This window comes from Nonomuraea sp. ATR24 (assembly GCF_041950485.1).
GTDB lineage: Bacteria > Actinomycetota > Actinomycetes > Streptosporangiales > Streptosporangiaceae > Nonomuraea > Nonomuraea ceibae.
Genome location: NZ_JBGNUU010000003.1, coordinates 407,268 through 426,649, shown reverse-complemented (window position 1 = coordinate 426,649; position 19,382 = coordinate 407,268). Strand labels below are relative to the sequence as shown.

General features: G+C 74.0%; 17 protein-coding genes and 1 other RNA gene. 7 read left to right on the top strand and 11 right to left on the bottom strand.

Features of this window, described 5'->3' with window-relative positions:
* Positions 1 to 16: 16 nt before the first annotated feature.
* Entirely contained in the window at positions 17 to 3,505 is a 3,489-nt protein-coding gene (locus ACBI99_RS09575; protein ID WP_375072120.1) for a BTAD domain-containing putative transcriptional regulator, read from the bottom strand.
* A gap of 93 nt (positions 3,506 to 3,598) precedes the next feature.
* Between ACBI99_RS09575 and ACBI99_RS09570 the strand changes: the two genes are divergently transcribed.
* From ACBI99_RS09570 to ACBI99_RS09560, 3 genes are all read left to right on the top strand, one after another.
* Positions 3,599 to 4,168: a YbhB/YbcL family Raf kinase inhibitor-like protein gene (locus ACBI99_RS09570; protein ID WP_357591592.1), complete on the top strand. Its 570-nt coding sequence runs from the start codon at positions 3,599 to 3,601 to the stop codon at positions 4,166 to 4,168.
* Positions 4,169 to 4,366: 198 nt separating this feature from the next.
* A complete protein-coding gene (locus ACBI99_RS09565) occupies positions 4,367 to 5,878 on the top strand; it encodes a hypothetical protein (RefSeq protein WP_375072119.1) in 1,512 nt (503 codons plus the stop codon).
* A gap of 333 nt (positions 5,879 to 6,211) precedes the next feature.
* A complete protein-coding gene (locus ACBI99_RS09560; protein WP_375072118.1) occupies positions 6,212 to 8,389 on the top strand; it encodes a SulP family inorganic anion transporter in 2,178 nt (725 codons plus the stop codon).
* A gap of 10 nt (positions 8,390 to 8,399) precedes the next feature.
* Here the strand turns inward: ACBI99_RS09560 and ACBI99_RS09555 are convergent, their stop codons facing one another.
* On the bottom strand, positions 8,400 to 9,062 hold the full coding sequence (locus ACBI99_RS09555) for a hypothetical protein (protein WP_364169368.1): 663 nt from the start codon (positions 9,060 to 9,062) through the stop codon (positions 8,400 to 8,402).
* A gap of 79 nt (positions 9,063 to 9,141) precedes the next feature.
* A complete protein-coding gene (locus tag ACBI99_RS09550) occupies positions 9,142 to 9,759 on the bottom strand; it encodes a maleylpyruvate isomerase family mycothiol-dependent enzyme (RefSeq protein ID WP_375072117.1) in 618 nt (205 codons plus the stop codon).
* 55 nt (positions 9,760 to 9,814) lie between these two features.
* On the opposite strand from ACBI99_RS09550, the gene ACBI99_RS09545 reads away from it, so the two are divergent.
* Positions 9,815 to 10,429 carry a TetR/AcrR family transcriptional regulator gene (locus ACBI99_RS09545; protein WP_375072116.1) on the top strand — a complete coding sequence of 205 codons (615 nt, stop codon included), beginning with the start codon at positions 9,815 to 9,817 and terminating at the stop codon, positions 10,427 to 10,429.
* Positions 10,430 to 10,431: 2 nt separating this feature from the next.
* On the opposite strand, the gene ACBI99_RS09540 is transcribed toward ACBI99_RS09545, so the two are convergent.
* The 8 genes from ACBI99_RS09540 to ACBI99_RS09505 all read right to left on the bottom strand — a co-directional run bounded on the left by ACBI99_RS09540 (position 10,432) and on the right by ACBI99_RS09505 (position 15,898).
* Entirely contained in the window at positions 10,432 to 11,094 is a 663-nt protein-coding gene (locus ACBI99_RS09540; protein ID WP_375072115.1) for an HD domain-containing protein, read from the bottom strand.
* 1 nt (position 11,095) lies between these two features.
* Positions 11,096 to 11,359 (bottom strand): hypothetical protein, encoded by a 264-nt coding sequence (locus ACBI99_RS09535; RefSeq protein ID WP_357591604.1) that lies wholly within the window; start codon positions 11,357 to 11,359, stop codon positions 11,096 to 11,098.
* 2 nt (positions 11,360 to 11,361) lie between these two features.
* Entirely contained in the window at positions 11,362 to 11,838 is a 477-nt protein-coding gene (locus ACBI99_RS09530; protein ID WP_357591606.1) for a hypothetical protein, read from the bottom strand.
* 216 nt (positions 11,839 to 12,054) lie between these two features.
* A complete protein-coding gene (locus tag ACBI99_RS09525) occupies positions 12,055 to 12,498 on the bottom strand; it encodes a MarR family winged helix-turn-helix transcriptional regulator (RefSeq protein ID WP_375072114.1) in 444 nt (147 codons plus the stop codon).
* Positions 12,499 to 12,540: 42 nt separating this feature from the next.
* An RNA gene (gene rnpB, locus ACBI99_RS09520) (RNase P RNA component class A) lies at positions 12,541 to 12,945 on the bottom strand.
* A 147-nt stretch (positions 12,946 to 13,092) separates the two neighbouring features.
* Positions 13,093 to 14,358: a bifunctional RNase H/acid phosphatase gene (locus ACBI99_RS09515; protein WP_375072113.1), complete on the bottom strand. Its 1,266-nt coding sequence runs from the start codon at positions 14,356 to 14,358 to the stop codon at positions 13,093 to 13,095.
* Positions 14,355 to 15,095, bottom strand: coding sequence for a zinc ribbon domain-containing protein (locus ACBI99_RS09510; RefSeq protein WP_219517174.1), 741 nt, complete (start codon positions 15,093 to 15,095; stop codon positions 14,355 to 14,357). The genes ACBI99_RS09515 and ACBI99_RS09510 overlap by 4 nt, the downstream gene beginning before the upstream one ends.
* 2 nt (positions 15,096 to 15,097) lie before the next feature.
* The gene (locus ACBI99_RS09505) at positions 15,098 to 15,898 is read right to left on the bottom strand and encodes a Nif3-like dinuclear metal center hexameric protein (protein WP_357587215.1); all 801 of its coding nucleotides are present in this window, start codon (positions 15,896 to 15,898) and stop codon (positions 15,098 to 15,100) included.
* Positions 15,899 to 16,010: 112 nt separating this feature from the next.
* Here ACBI99_RS09505 and ACBI99_RS09500 point away from each other — a divergent pair, with 112 nt between their 5' ends.
* The 3 genes from ACBI99_RS09500 to ACBI99_RS09490 all read left to right on the top strand — a co-directional run bounded on the left by ACBI99_RS09500 (position 16,011) and on the right by ACBI99_RS09490 (position 19,380).
* A complete protein-coding gene (locus tag ACBI99_RS09500) occupies positions 16,011 to 17,441 on the top strand; it encodes a flavin-containing monooxygenase (protein WP_375072112.1) in 1,431 nt (476 codons plus the stop codon).
* Positions 17,442 to 17,515: 74 nt separating this feature from the next.
* Complete coding sequence (locus ACBI99_RS09495; protein WP_375072111.1) at positions 17,516 to 18,544, top strand: dipeptidase; 1,029 nt, start codon at positions 17,516 to 17,518, stop codon at positions 18,542 to 18,544.
* A gap of 125 nt (positions 18,545 to 18,669) precedes the next feature.
* Positions 18,670 to 19,380, top strand: a complete 711-nt coding sequence (locus tag ACBI99_RS09490; RefSeq protein WP_246646676.1) for a GNAT family N-acetyltransferase — start codon at positions 18,670 to 18,672, stop codon at positions 19,378 to 19,380.
* The last annotated feature ends 2 nt before the right edge of the window (positions 19,381 to 19,382 follow it).

Genomic DNA, 19,382 nt, shown 5'->3' with positions numbered 1-19,382 from the left:
TTCCGGGTCTCGCGGATCAGACCCGCAGGGCGAGGGCGATGACGGCGTCCCGGTCCATCCGGCGGCCGCGCGCGAGGTGGCGGCCGAACTCCGCCGCCCCGAGCGCGGCTTCGGTGTCGCCGGTGATCCGTACATGGTCGAAGTCCACGACGGCGGCGATGCCCTTGACCGCCTCGGCCCCGCCCAGCAGCGCGGCGGCGTCCTCGGCCCGCCCGGCCGCGAGCGCGACGGCGGCGCAGGCGATGACCGCGATGCCGATAAGCTGCGCGTCGCCCGACTGCGCCGCCTGCTCCAGCCCGAGCGCCACCAGCCGCCGCGCCTCGGGAAGATCGCCTTCCTGTACGGACAGCAGGCCGCGGGAGGCGTTGACCGCCGAGACCATCTGGAGCGGCACCCCGCGCGCCCGCTCCATGATCTCCGCGGACCGCGCGAAGAGCTCGCGGGCGGTGGCCAGGTCGCCGTCCTGGCGGGCGAACTCGCCCCACGCGCCCACCACGCCCGCCTCGCCCACCTGGTCGCCGTTCTCCGTGACCAGCCGGACGACCTCGCGCAGCATCTCCTCCGCCTCCGCCCGGTGGCCCAGGTGGTTGAGCCCGAGCGCCAGCCTGGCCCGCATGTACGCGGTGTCGTCCTGGGCGCCCAGCTCGTCCATCACCCGCAGCGCCTCCCGCATGACGGCGATGCCCCGGGTGCTCTCGCCGCGCAGCAGGAGGACGTCCGACATGCCGGCCAGGGCGGTGCCGGCGCCCCAGCGGTCACCGGCCGCGCGGAAGCCGTCGAGCGCCGCCAGGTAGTCGCGCTCGCCCTCCTCGATGCGCCCGGCCGCGTAGTGGGCCAGCCCGCCGCACAACTGCCCCGCGGCCACCACCCACGGGTCCGGGTGGCGGGCCATCTCCGCCATGAGCTGCTCGGCCTCCGGCTGGGTGGCGCCGAACATCACGAACATCGGCCCCACCATCGCCACCAGCGGGTGGTACGGCGGCGGGCCCTTGAGCCTGCCGATCTCCGCCTGGGCCTCGCCCGCCTCCTCCCACGACAGCATCGTGCCGAGCCCGTTCAGCACGTACACGGCCAGGCCCAGGGCCCGCGCCGGTCCCGGCGCGCCGGGCGTGGCCTCCAGCACCTCGCGCGCCCTGAGCGCGCCCTCCAGCCGGTGGCCGCGCAGCCACCAGTACCAGCCCAGCGCCCCGACCAGCCGCAACGCCACCGCCGCCGCTCCCCCGCCGGACGCGGCGGCGCCGGCGCTGTCGGTGGCGGTGGCGGTCGCCCAGCGCAGGGCGGCCGTCAGGTTCTCGTGCTCCGCCGTCAGCTCGGCCAGCCGGTCGAGCTGCGCGCCGGTCCGCAGGCCCGGCTCGGCCGCCTCGGCCAGCTCCGTGAAGTGATGGGCGTGCCTGCGGCGCACGTCCTCCAGCTCGCCCGACTCGGCGAGGCGTTCGTGGGCGTACGCGCGGATCGTCTCCAGCATCCGATAGCGTCCGCCGTCGAACACCACGAGCGACTTGTCCACCAGCCGGGTGAGCGGCTCCAGCACGTCCCCGTACAGCCGCTCGATCGTCGCCAGCCCGGCGCCCCCGGCGAACACCGACAGCCTCCGCCCCAGCGCCCGCTCCTGCTCGTCCAGCAGGTTCCAGCTCCACTCCACCACCGCCCGCAGCGTCTGGTGGCGCGGCTGGGCCGTCCGGCTGCCGCTGCTGAGCAGCCGGAACTGGCCCACGCCGCCCAGCCGGGAGGCGATCTCCGAGGCGGACATCGACCGCAGCCGGGCGGCGGCCAGCTCGATCGCGAGCGGCATCCCGTCCAGCGCCCGGCAGATCGCCACGACCGCCTCGGTGTCCGCGCCCACCTCGTACCCGGGCCGCACGGCGGCGGCCCGCTCGGCGAACAGCCGCACGGCGGGGTACGCGCCGGCCTCGTCCGCGCCCGTCCCCGCCGGCGGCAGGCCCAGCGGCGGCAGCGTCCAGGTGACCTCGCCGGTGATGCCCAGCGGCTCCCGGCTCGTCGCCAGGATCCGCACCCCCGGGCAGTCGGCCAGCACCCGGTCCGCCACCCGGGCCGCCTGCTCCACCACGTGCTCGCAGTTGTCCAGCACGATCAGCAGCCGCTTGCCGCGCAGCGCCGCCACCAGCCGGTCCAGCGGCTCCGTCACGCCCAGCCCGGCCGCCTGCGGCAACGCGTCACGCACGTCCAGCGCGCTCGTGACGCTCTGCACCACGCCCGCCTCGTCCTGTACGGGCGCGAGCTCGGCCAGCCACACCCCGTCGGGCAGCCCCACTCTCCCGGCCACCTCCGTGGCCAGCCGCGTCTTCCCCGCCCCGCCTGGACCGATCAGCGTCACCAGCCGATGCCCGCCCACCAGCCCTGCGGTGTAGGCGAGATCCTGCTCCCGGCCCACGAAGCTCGTCAACCGCGCCCGCACGTTCCCCCGCTTGCCCCCCTCGTACTCGAACGCCCCCACCCCGCCGACCCGGGCCGATCCGCCCTCCCCCGCCCACACCCCCTCGGCACGGGCTGCGCCTCCTGGGCGGGGGGCACCACTGTGAGCAGCCGCCCCCTCCGCAAGGTGCGCGCCCTCGCCGGAGGGGTGTGGGCGGAGAGTGGGGCTGGAGGGGCGCGGGGCTGGAGGGGGTGGCTCGGTGCCGGGGGGACGGGCGGCTTCCGTTTGGAGGCTCTCGGGGTGGGGGGCTTCCGGGGCGGGGGGCTCTTCCGGGAGGTCCGGGATGCTCCCCCGGGTGTGCGTGGTTTCCGGGGTGGGGTGGGCGTCGCGGAGGAGGGTGAGGTGGAGGGAGGTGAGGGCGGGCGAGGGGTCGGCGCCGAGTTCGTCGCGGAAGGTGCGGCGGGCTTCCTCGTACGCGGCCAGGGCCTCGACGCGGCGGCCCGCGGCGTGGAGGGCGCGCATGCGCTGGGCGTGCAGGCGCTCGCGGAGGGGGTGGGCGGCGAGGAGGCCGGCGAGTTCGTCGAGCAGGCCGGCGGGCCGGCCGAGGAGCAGGTCGGCCTCGATACGGTCCTCGACGGCCGACAGGCGGCGGCTTTCCAGGTGGGCGGCGGGGCCGGCGGCGCAGCCGGGGAGGCCGGCGAGGACGGGGCCGCGCCACAGGGCGAGGGATTCGCGCAGGAGGGCGGCGGCGGTGCGGGGGTCGCCGGCGGCGAGGGCGGCGTGCCCTTGCCCGGCGAGGACGGTGAAGCGTCGCGCGTCCACCTGATCGGGATCCGCGATCAGCCGATACCCGGACGGATCGGCCACCACGAGCTGGCGTGCCCAGTTTTTTCCGAGCGCCGTGCGGAGCCTGGAGACGAGCGCCTGGAGGGCGTTGGCGACGGCGGCGGGTTCGCGGTCGTCCCAGATCCCGGCGACGAGGCGTTCGACTGGAACGGTCCGGCCGGCGTCGAGAACGAGCAGGCCAAGGAGGGTGCGCAGGCGCCGTCCCGCGATTTCGACGAGCTCGCCGTCTCGCCGGACCTCGAGCGGGCCGAGGACGGCGAAGGTGATGCTGGTGTCCCGCTCCATCCCTCGATTGTGGCGGATTTCGGGCCCTCCACCGGCCACCGACCCTGGCGAAACGGTCGGCGCACCGCCGAGACGCGCGTAGCATCATCCGGCATGGGGCTGCGTAACAGGGCTGGACGCGTGCGACGCATCGCCGTCATGGTGACAGCGGTGGCGAGCGCGTTCGCTTTGTCCGGGTGCGCCACCGTCTTCGGAAGGTCCGAAGCCAGCGACATCGCGCGGATCAACGTCTCCGGGCCTGATCTTCGCGAGGGCAAGCCGCTGCCTCGCCAGCACTCCTGCAAGGGCACCGCGGGGAGCCCGGCGTTGCGCTGGTCGAGCCGTCCGCTGCCCGACGCGAAGTCGATCGCGATCGTGGTGGACTCCCACACCCAGGCCGAGCCTGCCGTGCACTGGGTGATCTACAACATCCCGGCGACCACGACCGAGCTGGGGCCGGGGGCCTCGGAGAGCCCGCCGGAGGGCTCGGGTCAGGCGGTGGTCACCGGAGGGAAGACGGGCTATCAGCCCCCGTGCGACGACAAGGGCAGCTACCGTTTCAGTGTCTACACACTGAGCGGGAAGGTGGAGTCCGAGAAGGACGCTCCGCTTTCCACGATCTTGAAGGAGATCGCGGACAAGACCATTGCCCGCGGACGGCTCACGGCGGTCGACATTGAGTGACAGCCCGGAAGCAGTCGGTAGTACTGGTTACCAATTCTTCACTTAGGGTGTGACAACGCTCGTCGTAGTCCGCCAGAATCAGATCCAATTGTTAGGCGCTGGTGATCAAAGGGGGCAGATCGCGTCGATGGCCGCGCGATCTCACCGGTGCCACAGGGAGGCCATGGCTTTGAGGGTGGTGCAATGACCGCGGTTATCGTGAGCTTGGTCGCTGTCGTGCTCCTCGTGCTCGTCGTCGTGGCACTGGGCATGCGTTCCATGAACCGGCGGGAGAGCTCTCTCCCTCCCGAACGGCTGAAGGAGATGGCCGAGAAGGAGGAGAAGACGCACGCGCGGTCGACGGACGAGTTCGCCGCGCACGAGCCGCGGATGAGCAAGTTCAGCCCGGATTTCAGCCCGATCGACGAGCCGAAGCCCAAACCGGTGCGTACGGGTCAGCGTGGCAAGCGTGGCGTCGACGAGTGGGGCAACCCGCACTCCGACGACGAGGACGAGGAGTTCTGGGCCAACATCCGCAGCGACGCGGAGGAGGGCGGCTTCGGCGCGGGCGGCACGGTCGCGGCGCGCAAGGGCGCCTCCCGGCCGGTCGAGCGCGAGCGTCCCGCCGCCGACCGTCCTGCCGAGCGTCCCGCCGCCGCCGACCGTCCTACTGACCGGCCCGCTGACCGGCCCGCCGCCGAGCGGCCCGCCGGGCGCCCGGAGCGTCCTTCGCGCCGGGCCAAGCGCGAGCCCGTCGCCGCCGACCCCAACGCCGCCACCGTGCAGGCGCCGCTGCCGCAGCGGCCCGCCAAGGCCCCGGCTCCGGCCGCCGCCGCTTCGGGCCTGGCCGACCTGGTCGAGCCGGTGCAGCGGCCCGCCCGCTCCAGCGCCGACCTGGCCGACCAGCGCACGATGACGTTCGCGGCCCCGACGGCCGACGTGCTGTCCATCCTCGGCGCGGGCGCCCAGCCGGTGCCGCCGGCCCGCCCCGAGCCGACCGGCTCCTACCCGGGCAGCGGCTCCTTCCCCGCGGCGGGCTCCCCGTCGAGCGGTTCCTTCCCGGCCGCGGCCTCGCCGTCGAGCGGTTCGTTCCCCGCCACGAGCGCCGCCTCCACGGGCGCCTTCACCGCCGTGCCCGCCTCCCCCATCCACGGCGCCCCGACCAGCGACCCGTTCCCGGCCTACAACGGCGGCTCCGCCCAGGGCTCCACCGGCCCGCTCGACTCCCGATGGCCCGCCCCTCCCGGCGCCTCCTCCGGCATCTCCTCCCCGGGCACCACGTCCGGCTCCTGGGCGGCCTCTCCCGACATCCTCGACGACCCGGGCCCCGCCTCCACCCCGAGCGGCTCCTGGCCGGCCTTCGAGCCGCAGCAGCCGGCCTACCCCGCCTCCTACGAGGTGCGCGCCGGGTGGGCGGTGGCCGACGACTCCGACGCGCTGACCGGCCCGTCGCCCGTCACCGGCACCCCGACGGCGCCCGCCCGCGCGGTGTCGGCCTACGACGACGTGCTGTCTGCGCCGCCTCCGGCGCAGGTCCCCGGGCAGTCCTACGCGTACGAGACGGGCGACTTCACCAGCCCCGCGATGACCCAGCCGGGTCAGGCCGCGTGGCCGGAGCCGCCGGCGCCGGCCGCCGGGTGGCCGGGCTACGGCGCGCCCGAGCCGGGCGGCAGGCCCGCCCCGCGCCCGCGGCCGACTCCCGAGCAGGAGTTCCCCGACTACTACCGCTGACGTCCGGCGGCCGAGATCCCCGTCCTGGTTCCCAGGGCGGGGATCTCGCGCGTCCGGCCGGACCGTCCCGTCAGGACGGCCGGACCACCCGCCAGGGACGGCAGAACGTCCGTCGGGGATGGCAGGACCGTCCGCCAGGGACGCGGGACCGTCCGCCAGCGACGGCCGGAGCGTCCGTCGGGGAGCGGCGGACTGTCCCGTCAGGGAGCGGTTCCTCCCGGGCTCGAAGGCCGAGGGTTCGTGGCCCTTCGGTAAAACCCGGGGTGCACGTCTCACGCGCGGCCCCAGCGGCATTAGGGTTTTCGCATGTTCCGCGTCACGAAGAGTAGCGTCATGGCCACGCTCCGATACGACGTGCCCGCCTCGCTCGTGGTGTTCCTGGTCGCCGTGCCCCTTTCGCTGGGGATCGCGATGGCCTCGGGCGCCCCGTTCGCCGCCGGGCTGATCGCGGCCGTGGTCGGGGGGATCGTGGCCGGGGCGCTCGGCGGCTCGGCCGTGCAGGTGAGCGGCCCGGCGGCGGGCCTGTCGCTGGTGGTGGCGGACCTGGTCCACACCTACGGCTGGCGGGCCACCTGCATGATCACCCTGCTGGCGGGGGCGGTGCAGCTCGTGCTGGGGGTGTTCCGGGCGGCGCGGGCGGCGCTGGCGGTGTCCCCCGCGGTGATCCACGGCATGCTCGCGGGCGTCGGCGTGGTCATCGCGCTCGCGCAGCTCCACGTCGTGCTGGGCGGCAGCCCGCAGTATTCGGCGATGGCGAACCTGGTGGAGCTGCCCGGCCAGCTCGCCGAGCTGCACGGCCACAAGATCGCGGTCGGCCTGCTCATGATCACCGTGCTGGCGGTGTGGAGCAGGCTGCCGAAGCCGGTCAAGGCGGTGCCGGCGCCGCTGGCCGCGCTGGTGCTCGCCTCGCTGAGCGCGTGGGCGTTCGGCTGGGACGTGACGCGCATCGACCTGTCCGGCACGTTCACCGAGTGGTCGTTCCCGGTGCTGCCGCAGGGCGACTGGCACGTGATCGTGGCGGCCGTGCTGCTTCTGGCGCTGCTGGCCGGGGTGGAGTCGCTGCTGTGCTCGGTGGCGGTCGACAGCATGCACAAGGGCCCGCGCGGCGACCTGGACCAGGAGCTGACCGGTCAGGGCGTGGCCAACATGGTGGCGGGCGCGCTGGGCGGCCTGCCGCTCGCGGGCGTGATCGTGCGCAGCACCACGAACGTGAAGGCGGGCGCGCGCAGCCGGATGTCGGCGATCCTGCACGGCGTGTGGGTGCTGCTGTTCGCGCTGGGCTTCGGCTGGGCGATCCAGCTGATCCCGATGGAGGCGCTGGCGGCGCTGCTGGTGTTCATCGGCGTGCAGATGGTCAACCTGGGGCACGTGCGCAAGGTGCACGGCCACGGCGAGGTCCCGGTCTACATGGTGACGATGGCCGGTGTGGTGGTGCTGGGGCTGGCCGAGGGGGTGCTGTTCGGGCTGGCGCTGGCGGCGCTGCTGGCGCTGCGGCGGCTGACGTGGGTGACGGTCAGGACGCGGCAGGAGGCCGGCGGGCGGCACCACGCGACGATCTCGGGTTCGCTGACGTTCCTCGGGGTGCCGAGGCTCACCCAGGAGCTGCGCGCCATCCCCGCCGGTGCGTCGGTGGACCTCGACCTCAACATCGACTTCATGGACAACGCGGCGTTCGAGGCGATCCACTCCTGGCGGCTGGATCACGAGAGGTCGGGCGGCACCGTCGACATCGACGAGCTGCACGACGAGTGGTACACCCTGGCGGCCAGCGGCGCCCGCATGTACCCGGCCAAGACGCCGGCGCGCCCGCCGGACCGGTCGTGGCTGCCGTGGTCGCACCGGGGCCGCCGCAAGCCGCACCGGATGCTGCCGCTGCACCCGGCCGACTGCCGGCTCACGGTGGGGGCGCGGGAATATCACCGGCGTACGGCGCCGCTGGTGCGGCCGATCCTCAGCGAGCTGGCCGGCAAGCAGCAGCAGCCGACGCACTTGTTCATCACGTGCGCCGACTCGCGGATCATGCCGAGTCTGATCACGTCGAGCGGCCCCGGCGACCTGTTCACCGTGCGCAACATCGGCAACCTGGTGCCGCGCCGGGGCGCCGAGCCGAACGACGACTCGGTGAGCGCGGCGATCGAGTACGCGACGCAGGTGCTGGGCGTGCACACCATCACCGTGTGCGGGCATTCGGGCTGCGGGGCGATGGCCGGGCTGCTGAGCGGCGGGGTGAAGGCGGGCAGCCTGCCGGGAATGCGGCGCTGGCTGCGGCACGGCAACCACAGTCTGGCCAGGTTCATCGAGACGGAGGGCGACCGGCTCGACGGCGGCGCGCTGGACGTGCTGTGCCGGGTGAACGTCCAGCAGCAGCTGGAGAACCTGCGCACCTACCGCAAGGTGGACGAGCAGGTCAGGGCGGGGCGGCTGAAGCTGGTGGGCCTCTACTTCGACATCGGCTCGGCGCGGGTGCACATCCTGCCGCCGGCGCCGTCGTCGCTCACGGTCAAGAGCTGAATCACGTCATTCACGCGCGGGCCGGGTAGTAGGCGGCCCACGCCTCGTCGCCCATGCGCAGCATGCGCACGCCGATCCAGCCGAGTGCGACGACCGGCACGGTCCAGAAGATCACGGTGAGGGGCCCGTACGAGACCGTGAAGGAGCCCACGTAGCCGGCGGCGACCAGCGCCGGCGCCCACCAGCCGACGAACCCCGCCCGCCAGACCGCGGCGACGAGCACAGGCAGTCCGAGGAAGCCGAGGAACATCCACGGCAGCTGGAAGCCGAACGTGACGCCCGGCAGGCCGAGCATCTCGTCGAGGATGCGCTGCGCCTCCTCCGGCGGGTGCCGCTGGCCCAGCCACCATTCCACCGGGTCGCTGAGCAGCAGCCCGGACAGCGACAGGTAGCCGATCACCGTGCTCGCGCCCGCGACGTGGCCGAGCGTGACGGCTTTGCGCCGGGTGAGGTGGACCAGCCCGAACGCGGCCACGGCCATGAGCATCCAGCTCCAGTGGTAGAGCACGGACTGGGTCTGGGCGAGGGCCGGGTTGTCGCCGAAGCTGACCGCCTCGCGGTCGTCGCCCCACGTGCCGGGGTCGACGACGACGGCCACGGCCTGGAGCAGCGGCGCGACGATCAGCAGCAGGCCCGCCGAGACGCGCCTGAAGGTCACTTGGTCGTTGAGCATGCCGCGAACGTTAGGCAGCGCGGGCGCGGACGGTCGTCAGCCTGCGGGCGGATCGCCCCTCATCCGGGCGGCGGAGCGTTCACACGGCGGTGTAGCGGTCGCGGACCTGGCCCTGGAGGTGGCCCGGCGGGAGCCTGCGGCCGTAGGCGAGCAGCAGGAGGTCCTGGGCGGCGCCGCTGAGCGGGGTGCCGGCGCCGAAGGACCAGTCGAGGTCGGTGGCGCGCAGCTCGACGCCGGCCAGGTCGGCGCCGAAGAACCTGGTGGTCCTGGGGGTGACCTGGCCGAGGAGCACGCGCAGGCGCTCCTCGGGGACGGCGCGCTCCAGGCCGAGGGCGACGGTGATGTCGAGGCCGTGGACCACGTCGTGCCCGAGCGCCGCGGCCACGCCGCCGACGGGCGGCTTCCACGGGTGGTGCGCGTTGTCCCTGAGCGCCGCCGCGAGCTGCGCGGTGGACAGGGCGGCGGCGTCCTTGCGGGCGCACCGGTCGGTCATCCGGTTCAGATTTCCTCCGGCCTTGACGAGCTCCAGCGCCATCCTGGGCAGCGGGTAGCGGAAGCCGAGCGACATGTGGGCCGCGACCTCGCGCACCCGCCATCCGGCGCACAGCGTGGGCTCGTCCCACTGTCCGGGCGAGAGCCCGTCCAGCATGTCCGCCAGCTCCCGGCGTTCGGCCGCGATGGCCGCCCTGATGTCCATAGGTCCGTTCCCCCTGGTCGTCGACTCCTAACGAGATTACTGTAATAATCGGATTATGAGAATGACAAGGGCGGAGACGAAGGAGCGCAACCGGCGCGCCCTGCTCGACGCCGCGCGCCGGATCGTCGCCAGGGACGGTCACCGCGCCAAGCTGGAGGAGATCGCCGAACAGGCCGGGCTCACCACCGGGGCCGTCTACTCGCTGTTCGGCAGCAAGAACGGCCTGCTGGTCGCGCTGGCCACCGACTACCTCGACCCCGAGTACGAGGACCTGGCCCGCGCCTTCCCGCCCGACCTGGATCTCGCCGGGACGGTCGACGCCTTCGCCCGCCACCACCGCCGCCTGTGCGACGACTCCGAGGCGCGGGCGCGGCTCTCGTTCGAGCTCAGCCTCCAGGATCTCGGGCTGCGCGAGCCCGCCCTGCGCCCCAAGCTCGCCGAGGCCGTACGCCTCCAGGAGGAGCGCCTGGTGGCGCTGCTGGCCGGCAGGACGCACGACGGCGCCCGGATCACCGAGCGGCAGGCGCGGCGCCTGAAGACGGCACTGAGGGGGCTGCTGACGGGTCTGAGCCAGGGCGTCGTGCTCGGCCTGGCCGACACGGCCCCGGAGCCGTACTTCGCCGCCGCCGCCCGCGCCCTGCTCACCCCGGAGGTCCTGGGCCCGCCGTGAGCTCAGCCCTCGTAGCCGTCGTAGTCGCCCCAGCCGCCGGCCTCCATCAGCTCCCGCCAGGTGGGCCAGCGCTGCCCGGTCGCCTGGCGGACGAGCTCGCCGGGCATGGTGTACGGCGGCGCCTTCTGCGGCTTGGCGGCCGCCTGGCCCACGATCGCGTCGTGGAGCACGGCGGCGGCGTGCAGCCGGGGCAGCACGGCGTGGATCCGGTCGGCGTAACCCGGCGGCAGGGCCGGCCCGTCGGGCCCGAGGTCGTACCCGGACCCGGCCGCGACCAGGGCGATCTCCGGCCGCTTGCGTGCGGCGAGCTGCGGGTGCAGGTGCAGGGCGATCGCGTCCCAGACGACCTCGACCCGCTCCGGCGCGACGCCCTGCTCGGCGAGGAACCCGGCGGCCAGGTCGGCGCCGTCGAGGTCGAAGCGCTGGTCGCCGTCGCCGCGCTCGCTCAGCCCGGCGTCGTGCAGCACGCAGCCGAGCAGCAGCAGCTCGTCGTCGTAGTCCTGGCCGGGCCGCAGCCCCTGCTGCTCGCCGAGGAAGCGCCCGTAGAGGTAGGCGCGCATGCAGTGGTTGAAGATCGGGCGCGCCACCAGGTCGCGGGCGAAGCGGACGGCGTTCAGCGTCAGCCCGGTCCAGGGGAAGGTCAGGTTCCCGTACGTGTCGAGCACGTCAGCCTCCTTGGGGGTCGGTGCGCCGGATGTGCCGGAGCACGAGCAGGCCGCCGATGCCGGGGACCGCGGCGCGCCAGCGGGTGGCGGTCGAGGCCACGGCGGGCGACAGGATGGTGGTCACCAGGACGGTGAGGTAGGCCGAGCCGTGCAGCGGGCCGCCGAGCGACGTGATCGCGTCGTGGTGCACGGTGAAGACGTTGGTGAGGAGGACCACCAGGCTGGCGGCCTCGACGGCGGCGGCGATCCGGAGCGCGAGCAGCACGGTCACGCACCCCCGCCGGCGCCGGGGCGCACGATCATCATGACGACGACGGCGGCCCACAGCAGGTTGTAGACGCCGGCGAGCATGGACAGCGGGCGCAGCCGGTCGCGGTCGCCGGGGGTGGCGAGCGCGTCGCGCTGGCGGGGGTAGATCTGCAGGGCCAGCAGGATGCCGGCGGCGGCGGTGAGGATCATCGAGAGCGTGATCCAGATCTCGCCGCTGCGCCCCTGGGCGAAGGCGAGCACCAGCCCGGCGGCGGGCACCACGAGGCCCAGGAGGCTGTAGCCGCGGGTGATGCGGTGCAGCGCGACGGCCACGGCACGGCTGCGATCCTCCGGCGGCGGCGCCGGCGAGCCCGCACCCACCGCCACGGGCACGGCGACCGGCACATAGCGGGGGAACAGGCTGGTGGCGACCGCCGAGCCGCCGATGAACACGATGGCGGCCAGCACGTGCACGGACAGCAGGAAATCTTCCATGAGTTCTCCTCAGGGACCTTCAGGTTGCCTGAAACTTAGCAGACAACCTTCAGGGTCCCTGAAGGAGGGCCCGGAGTGATGGAGGAGAGGTCCTGAAGGAGGGCCCGGAGTGATGGAGGAGAGGCCCTGAAGGAGGGGCCGGAATGGCGGAGGGGAGGCCCTGAAGGAGGGGCCGGAGTGGCGGAGGGACCGTGCCGCCGGCGGAGGTGCCGGGGGTCAGGCCAGGCCGGAGAACGCGGCGCGTACGGCGTCGCCCACCTGCCGCTGGATCGGGTCGGCCGCGGGCCCGAACATCCGCTCGTCGACCTCCTGCACCGCCGCCCGCGCCGCCCGCAGCAGGCGGGCGCCGTCGGCGGTGAGCTCGATGGCGGAGGCGGACCCGGCGCGGGCCGTCGTGTCGCGCACCAGCCCGGCCCCGGCCAGCGCCTTGACCGCCCCGTGGACGCTCTGGACGGTGATGCCGGACATCCGGGCCAGGTCGCTGAACGACACCCCGGGCATGGCGGAGATGTGGCCGAGCAGCCCGAGCCTGCTGACGGTGAGGTCGAGCGGCGCGAGGGCGGCGTTGAGCTCGGTCTCGATCCGCCGCGCCAGGGTGAGCACCACGATGGAGGTGCTGCTCACGGGAGTCGCGGGGCGGGAGTCGTTCTCGGTGCTCACCCGTCCAGTCTCCCGCACCCCGCCCACGGCACCGGACGCCGGGAGACGAGCCGGCCTGTAGGCCGGGTTCTGTCCTCCGGCCCCGTGACCGGGGACGGAGGGGCGACCATCCATCTAGGGCCGCCGTTGCCGGCGGCCTCAAGCGGTCTACCCGCGCGCCTCGGGCGGGCAGCCCTCGGACGGCGCGCGCGGGCCGCTCCGGAGAGCGACCCTTCTTGACCTTGCTCCAGGTGGGGTTTACCGAGCCGCCCACGTCACCGTGGGCGCTGGTGGTCTCTTACACCACCGTTTCACCCTTACCGCCCGGAAAACCGGGAGGCGGTTTGCTTTCTGTGGCACTGTCCCGCGGGTCACCCCGGGTCGGCGTTACCGACCACCCTGCCCTGTGGAGCCCGGACCTTCCTCGGCGGGCCCGTGCGGGCCCGACGCGGCCGCCCGGCCGGCTCGTCTGTGGGTGAGGCTATCAGCTACAAGCCAACCGCAAGCAAATAGCAAGATCGAGGCGATGGGATGGACCCGTCACCGCCTGAGGGGGGCGGAGGCACCGGTGGTCGTGCCGGGTGTTCTGGCGGCGCCCGGCACGACCGGAACCGGTCAGCGCAGGTGGGACGTGTCGTTGAACGACTTCACCACGGCCTGGCCGTCGAGGTAGTGCTCGATGAGCGACAGGCAGGCCACGTCCAGGTGCATGCGGTAGAGGGCCGCGGGGGGCGCCGTGAGGGCCAGGCGCAGCAGGGTCTTGATCGGCGTCACGTGGGAGACCACCAGGACGGTACGGCCCTCGTAGGTCTCCATGAGCCGCCGCTGGGCGCGCTCGACGCGGTCGGCCACGGCGGTGAAGCTCTCGCCGCCGGGCGGCGGGGTGGCGGGGTCGGCGAGCCAGGCGGTGAGCTCGTCCGGCCAGCGGCGCCCCACCTCGGTGAACGTCAGCCCCTCCCAGGCGCCGAAGTCGACCTCCCGCAGGTCGTCGTCCACCTCGACGCTCAGGCCGGTGCGCCCGGCCACGGCCTCGGCCGTCTGGCGGGCGCGGGTGAGCGGGGAGCTCACGACGGCGTCGAGCCGGTACGGGTCGCGGGAGAGCCGGGCGGCGGCCGCCTCGGCCTGGGCGTGGCCGTTGGGCGTGAGCTCGGCGTCGCCGAGGCCGGAGAAGCGGCGCTCCACCGACAGCGGGGTCTCGCCGTGCCGGAGCAGGAGCAGGGAGGTGGCCACGCGGGTGGGCGGGGCCCAGCCGGTGCCCGGCGTGCTCTCCTGGGCGGCCACGGAGGCGGCCACGGAGGCGGCGGGGGCGGACAGGTCGAGCAGGTCGGTCTGCTCCACCAGCGGCGGGCGGTGGTCGCTGCCCGCCGGCGGCGGGCGGTCGCCGCCGTCCACCCGGGGCGGGCGGTCGCCGGTCGCCGGTGGGGCGGTGGCGCCCGCGGTGGAGCCGCCCGCGGACCAGGCCAGGCCCTTGGCGGCGGCGTCCATGGCCTCGTTGGCCAGCCGGTCGGCGTGGGCGTTGTGGGCGCGCGGGATCCACGTCCACTCGGTGATCCGCAGCCGCCGGGCCAGCTTGCCCGCCTCGAGCGCCAGCGGGCGCAGGCCCTCGTTCTTGATCTTCCAGCGGCCGGCCATCTGCTCGATGACGAGCTTGGAGTCCATCCGGACCGCCACCCGCGCCCCGTCGCCGGCCAGCGACAGCACGGTCCGCAGGCCGGCGATGAGGCCCCGGTACTCGGCCACGTTGTTGGTCGTGACGCCGATCGCCTCGGCCGCCTCGGCCAGCACCTGGCCGTCGGCGGCGTCCTTGACGACGGCGCCGTAACCGGCGGGGCCCGGGTTGCCGCGCGAGCCGCCGTCGGCCTCGATGAGGTAGGAGGTCACAGGCCCGACTCTGGGGTGCGGACGAGGATCCGGCGGCACTCGTCGCAGCGCAGCACCTCGTCGTGCGGGGCGGACTTGATGCGGTTCATCTCGGCGATGGACAGCGCCACCTTGCATCCCTGGCAGCGGCCGCCGTGCAGCATGGCGGCGCCGACGCCGTACTGGGCCTTGAGCTTGTCGTAGAGGGCCAGCAGGTCGGCGGGGATCTCGCCGGAGAGGGCGTCGCGGCGGCCCTGCACCTCGTCGGTCTCCTTGCCGATGTCGCCGAGCGCGGCGTCGCGGCCGGCCTCGGCGGCGGTCAGGCCGGCGGCCACCTCGTCACGCTGGGCCACCAGGTCGCGGACGCGGGCGTCGGCGGCCTCGCGGCGCTCCATGATCTCCAGCACGACCTCCTCCAGGTCGCTCTGGCGGCGCTGCAGCGAGGCGATCTCCGACTGCAGGCTCGCCAGGTCGCGCGGGGAGGTGACGGCGCCGGAGTCGAGGCGCTTCTGGTCGCGGTCGGCGCGGGCGCGGACGGTGTCGACGTCGCTCTCGGCCTTGGCCTGCTCGCGCGCCAGGTCGCCCGCCTCGGTCTCGGCCTCGATCACCTCGGTGGCGAGCTTGGCGAACCGCTTGGACCGCTCGTCGATCTCGGCCAGCTCCGGCAGGGTGCGGCGGCGGTGGGCCAGCCGGTCGAGCTGGGAGTCGAGCGCGGCCAGATCGAGAAGTCTCTTCTGGGCCTCGGGGGCTGCTTTCATGATCAATATCCTCGTGTCCAAGCATCGGTGACCGCGGCGGAGACGCGCGTCTCAACGTTAACGCCACCGGCGGCCAGGATGGACGCGGCGCCGTCGAGCCACGGCCATTCGGTGGCCCAGTGGGCGGCGTCGATCAGCGCGGGCCCGCCCGCCTCCATGAACTCGCTGGCGGGGTGGTGGCGGAGGTCGGCGGTGAGGAACACGTCCGCCCCGGCGGCGCGCGCGTCGGCCAGCAGCGAGTCGCCCGCTCCCCCGCTGACGGCGACCCGCGAGACGGGGCGGCTCACGTCGCCGGCGACGCGGATGCCCCACGAGGTGGCGGGCAGCCCGGCGGCGGCGCGGGCGGCGAAGTCGCCGAGCGTGGTCTCCTCCGGCAGGTCGCCGACGCGGCCGAGCCCGCACGCGGGGTCGTCGGGCAGCGGCCGCAGCGGCGTCAGGCCGCCGGTGAGGCCGACGGCGCGGGCCAGCGCGTCGGAGACGCCCGGGTTGGCCACGTCGGCGTTGGTATGGGCGGTGTAGAGGGCGATGTCGTGCTTGATCAGGGTGTGGATCAGCCGGCCCTTGGGGGTGGTCGCGGCGACGCTGGTGGTGCCGCGCAGATAGAGGGGGTGGTGGGTGACGATCAGGTCGGCGCCCCACTCCAGCGCCTCGTCGGCGACGGCGGCGACCGGGTCGACCGCGAACAGCACCCGCCCCACCGGCTGGGCGGGATCGCCGCAGACCAGGCCCACGGCGTCCCAGGACTCGGCCCGGGCGGGCGGGTAGGCCGCCTCGATCACGTCGATCACGTCAGTCAGCGTCACAGCAGCCACCTGGGAAGACTATCGGGATCTACGGCCGAACGAGGAGCGCGGGGCTGGGCGCGGCATCCCTTCGGGCGTAATGTAAGTGAATCCTGACTCGGGCGGAGGGCGCATGACACCGAAGGTCGCGATCATCGGGGCGGGGTTCGGCGGGCTGTGCATGGCGATCCGGCTGGAGAAGGCCGGGATCGGCTCCTACACGGTGTTCGAGAAGGCGGGCGCGCTCGGCGGCACGTGGCGCGACAACAGCTATCCGGGGGCGGGCTGCGACATCCCGTCGCACCTGTACTCGTACTCGTTCGAGAAGTACGCGAGCTGGACCCGCAGATACCCGGAACAGCCCGAGATCCTGGCCTACTTAGAACACTGCGCCGACAAGTACGACGTCAGGCGGAAAATCAGGTTCAACGCCGAGGTCACCGACGCCGCCTTCGACGGCTCCCGCTGGCAGGTCACCGCCGGGGGCGAGAGCGAGGCGTTCGACGTCGTCGTGATGAGCGTCGGCCAGCTCAACCGCCCCCGGCTGCCCGAGATCCCCGGCATGGACGACTTCGAGGGCGCCGCCTTCCACTCCGCCCGCTGGGACCACGGCCACGACCTGACCGGCAGGCGGGTCGCGGTGATCGGCAGCGGCTCGTCGGCGGCGCAGCTCATCCCCCGGGTGGCCGAGCGCGCCGAGCGGCTGACCGTGTTCCAGCGCACGCCCAACTGGGTGATCCCCAAGCCCGACGCCGAGTTCGGCACGGCGGCCAGGCTGGCGTTCCGGTTCGTGCCGGGGCTCCAGCGCGCCTACCGGGAGTGGATCTTCCGCTACGCCGAGGCCGCACTCTACCCCGCGCTCGCCGGGGGCTGGAGCCGCGACCTGCTGCGCAAGCGGGCCCTGGGCCATCTACGTGACCAGGTGCCCGACCCGGAGCTGCGCGCCAAGCTCACGCCCGATCACCCGCCCGGCTGCAAGCGGGTGATCATCGACAGCGCGTTCTACCCGGCGCTGTGCCGCGCCGGCGTGGAGGTGGTGACCGACCCGATCTCCCGCATCACGCCCAAGGGCGTCGAGACGGCCACCACCGCGTACGAGGCCGACACGATCGTCTTCGCGACCGGTTTCCGCGCCACCGAGTTCCTGGCGCCGATCCGGGTGACGGGCCGGGCCGGGCGCGACCTGGCCGAGCAGTGGGCCGGCGGCCCGGAGGCGTACCTGGGCATCTCGGTGCCGCACTTCCCGAACCTGTTCCTGCTGTACGGGCCCCACACGAACCTGGGGCACAACTCGATCGTGTTCATGCTCGAATGCCAGGTGGCGCACGTCATGGCGTGCCTGCCGCACCTGTCGGGCGGGCGGCGGCTGGAGGTGCGGCCGGAGGCGATGGCGGCCTGGCGCGCCCAGCTCGACGCGGCGATGGCCCGCATGGTGTGGAGTGATGGCTGCCGGAGCTGGTACAAGAACGCCGAGGGCCGCGTCACCAACAACTGGCCGGGTCCGGCACCGCTCTACCGCCGCCTGACGGCCCGGCCGCCGCGCCCGGCCTACCGGCAGGTGTGAGCGTCCAACGCGCGCCGCGATTTCCGTACGATGCCACATGGCACCGGCATGGCCGGGGCGGTAGCGTCCCTCGCATGACGACCTCCCTGCATCAGCGCGCGCTCGTCGCGGACACCCACAACGACCTGCTCATGGCCGTCTCGGCGCGCCCGCCGGAGCGGTGGGCGGGCTTCTTCCGCGAGCGCTGGCTGCCGCAGCTCGTCGCGGGCGGCGTGAACCTCCAGGTGCTGCCCGTCTTCATCGACGACCAGTACCGGCCGGAGGGCGCGCTGCGCCAGACGCTGCGCATGATCGAGTGCGCCCACGTGATCGCCGAGGGCAACCCGGAGCACGTCCGGCTCTGCCGTGACGCGGCGGAGATCGACGCCGCGCTCGACGCCGGCCTGATCGCCCTCGTGCTGGCGCTGGAGAGCATGCCGGGCCTGGACGCGAGCGTGGAGCTGATCTCCACGGTGCGCCGGCTGGGCGTGCGGGTGGCCTCGATCGCGCACTGGGGCCGCACCCCGCTGGCCGACGGCAGCGGCGAGGACGCCACCTGCAGCGGGCTCACCTCGCACGGCGTGGCGGCGCTGCGCGAGATGGAGCGGCTCGGCGTCGTCTTCGACGTCTCCCACCTGGGCGCCTCCGGCGTCGCGCACGTGCTGGAGCTGACCACCAAGCCGCTCATCGCGACGCACTCCTCGGCCCGCGCGCTGCGCGACCACCACCGCAACCTCACCGACGAGCAGCTGCGCGCCGTGGCGGCCACGGGCGGCGTGGTGTGCGTGAACTTCTTCGCGCCGTTCCTCACCGAGCGCGAGCACGAGGCGACCCTCGACCACCTGCTCGACCACATCGAGCACGTCGCCTCGGTGGCCGGGATCGACCACGTCGGCCTGGGCCCCGACTTCATCCGCGAGGTGATGGACGACCTGACCCCGCCCTGCTGTGAGGACCTGCAGCTCAGGGGCGTCGACACGCGGGCGGCCATCCCCGGCCTGGAGGGGCCGTCGGGGCTGCCGATGGTCACCGAGGGCCTGCTCGGGCGCGGCGTGCCGGAGAAGGACGTGCTGAAGATCCTCGGCGGCAACGTGCACCGGCTCTTCGCCGAGCTGCTCGTGTGACAGGCGGGCGCGAGCACGGGTACGACCAGGGTGTGACCAGTGAGGGTGTGACCGACCTGACCGGCGAGGACCTGGCGGCCGGGGCCGCCGCGCGGAGCGGGGTGGCGATCCGCGAGCTGCACGCGATGGCCGAGTTCCGGCAGGCGCTGCGGCTGTTCGACGACATCTGGCATCCCGACCCGGGCAACGTGCCGGTGCCGCTGGAGCTGATGATCGCCTTCGCGCACGCGGGCGGCTACGTGGCGGGCGCCTACGAGGACGACGTGCTCGTGGGCGCGTCGGTCGGCTTCCTGGCGGCCGGCCGCGCCCTGCACTCGCACGTCACCGGCGCGCTGGTCGGGCGCGGCGTCGGCTACGCGCTCAAGCTGCACCAGCGCGCCTGGTGCCTGCGGCGCGGGCTGGACCGCATCACCTGGACGTTCGATCCGCTGGTGCGCAGGAACGCCCGGTTCAACCTGGCCAAGCTGGGCGCGCGGCCCGAGGCGTACCTGGAGAGCTTCTACGGCGCGATGGCCGACGCGATCAACGAGGGCGACGACTCCGACCGGCTGCTGGCGGTGTGGCACCTGACCGGGCCGCCGGGCGGCGGCCGGGCCGCGCCCGGGGCGGCGCGGCTGCTGGACGCGGTGGGCGAGCGGCCGGTCGTCACCGACGCGGACGGGCCGGTGGTGCTGGTGGCCACGCCGGACGACGTGGAGACGCTGCGCCGCGCCGACCCGGGCGCGGCCCGGGAGTGGCGGCTGGCGACGCGCCGGGTGCTCGGCGGGCTGCTCGCCGGGGGCGCCCGCGTCACCGGGTTCACCGACGACGGGGATTACGTGGTCGAGCGGGGGTAACA

Excerpts from the sequence above, each read along its gene's own strand:
- ACBI99_RS09575 (WP_375072120.1), bottom strand. The coding sequence starts at position 3,505 with ATGGAGCGGGACACCAGCATCACCTTCGCCGTCCTCGGCCCGCTCGAG.
- ACBI99_RS09570 (WP_357591592.1), top strand. The coding sequence starts at position 3,599 with ATGGGGCTGCGTAACAGGGCTGGACGCGTGCGACGCATCGCCGTCATG.
- ACBI99_RS09560 (WP_375072118.1), top strand. The coding sequence starts at position 6,212 with ATGGCCACGCTCCGATACGACGTGCCCGCCTCGCTCGTGGTGTTCCTG.
- ACBI99_RS09555 (WP_364169368.1), bottom strand. The coding sequence starts at position 9,062 with ATGCTCAACGACCAAGTGACCTTCAGGCGCGTCTCGGCGGGCCTGCTG.
- ACBI99_RS09550 (WP_375072117.1), bottom strand. The coding sequence starts at position 9,759 with ATGGACATCAGGGCGGCCATCGCGGCCGAACGCCGGGAGCTGGCGGAC.
- ACBI99_RS09545 (WP_375072116.1), top strand. The coding sequence starts at position 9,815 with ATGAGAATGACAAGGGCGGAGACGAAGGAGCGCAACCGGCGCGCCCTG.
- ACBI99_RS09530 (WP_357591606.1), bottom strand. The coding sequence starts at position 11,838 with ATGGAAGATTTCCTGCTGTCCGTGCACGTGCTGGCCGCCATCGTGTTC.
- ACBI99_RS09510 (WP_219517174.1), bottom strand. The coding sequence starts at position 15,095 with ATGAAAGCAGCCCCCGAGGCCCAGAAGAGACTTCTCGATCTGGCCGCG.
- ACBI99_RS09500 (WP_375072112.1), top strand. The coding sequence starts at position 16,011 with ATGACACCGAAGGTCGCGATCATCGGGGCGGGGTTCGGCGGGCTGTGC.
- ACBI99_RS09495 (WP_375072111.1), top strand. The coding sequence starts at position 17,516 with ATGACGACCTCCCTGCATCAGCGCGCGCTCGTCGCGGACACCCACAAC.
- ACBI99_RS09490 (WP_246646676.1), top strand. The coding sequence starts at position 18,670 with ATGGCCGAGTTCCGGCAGGCGCTGCGGCTGTTCGACGACATCTGGCAT.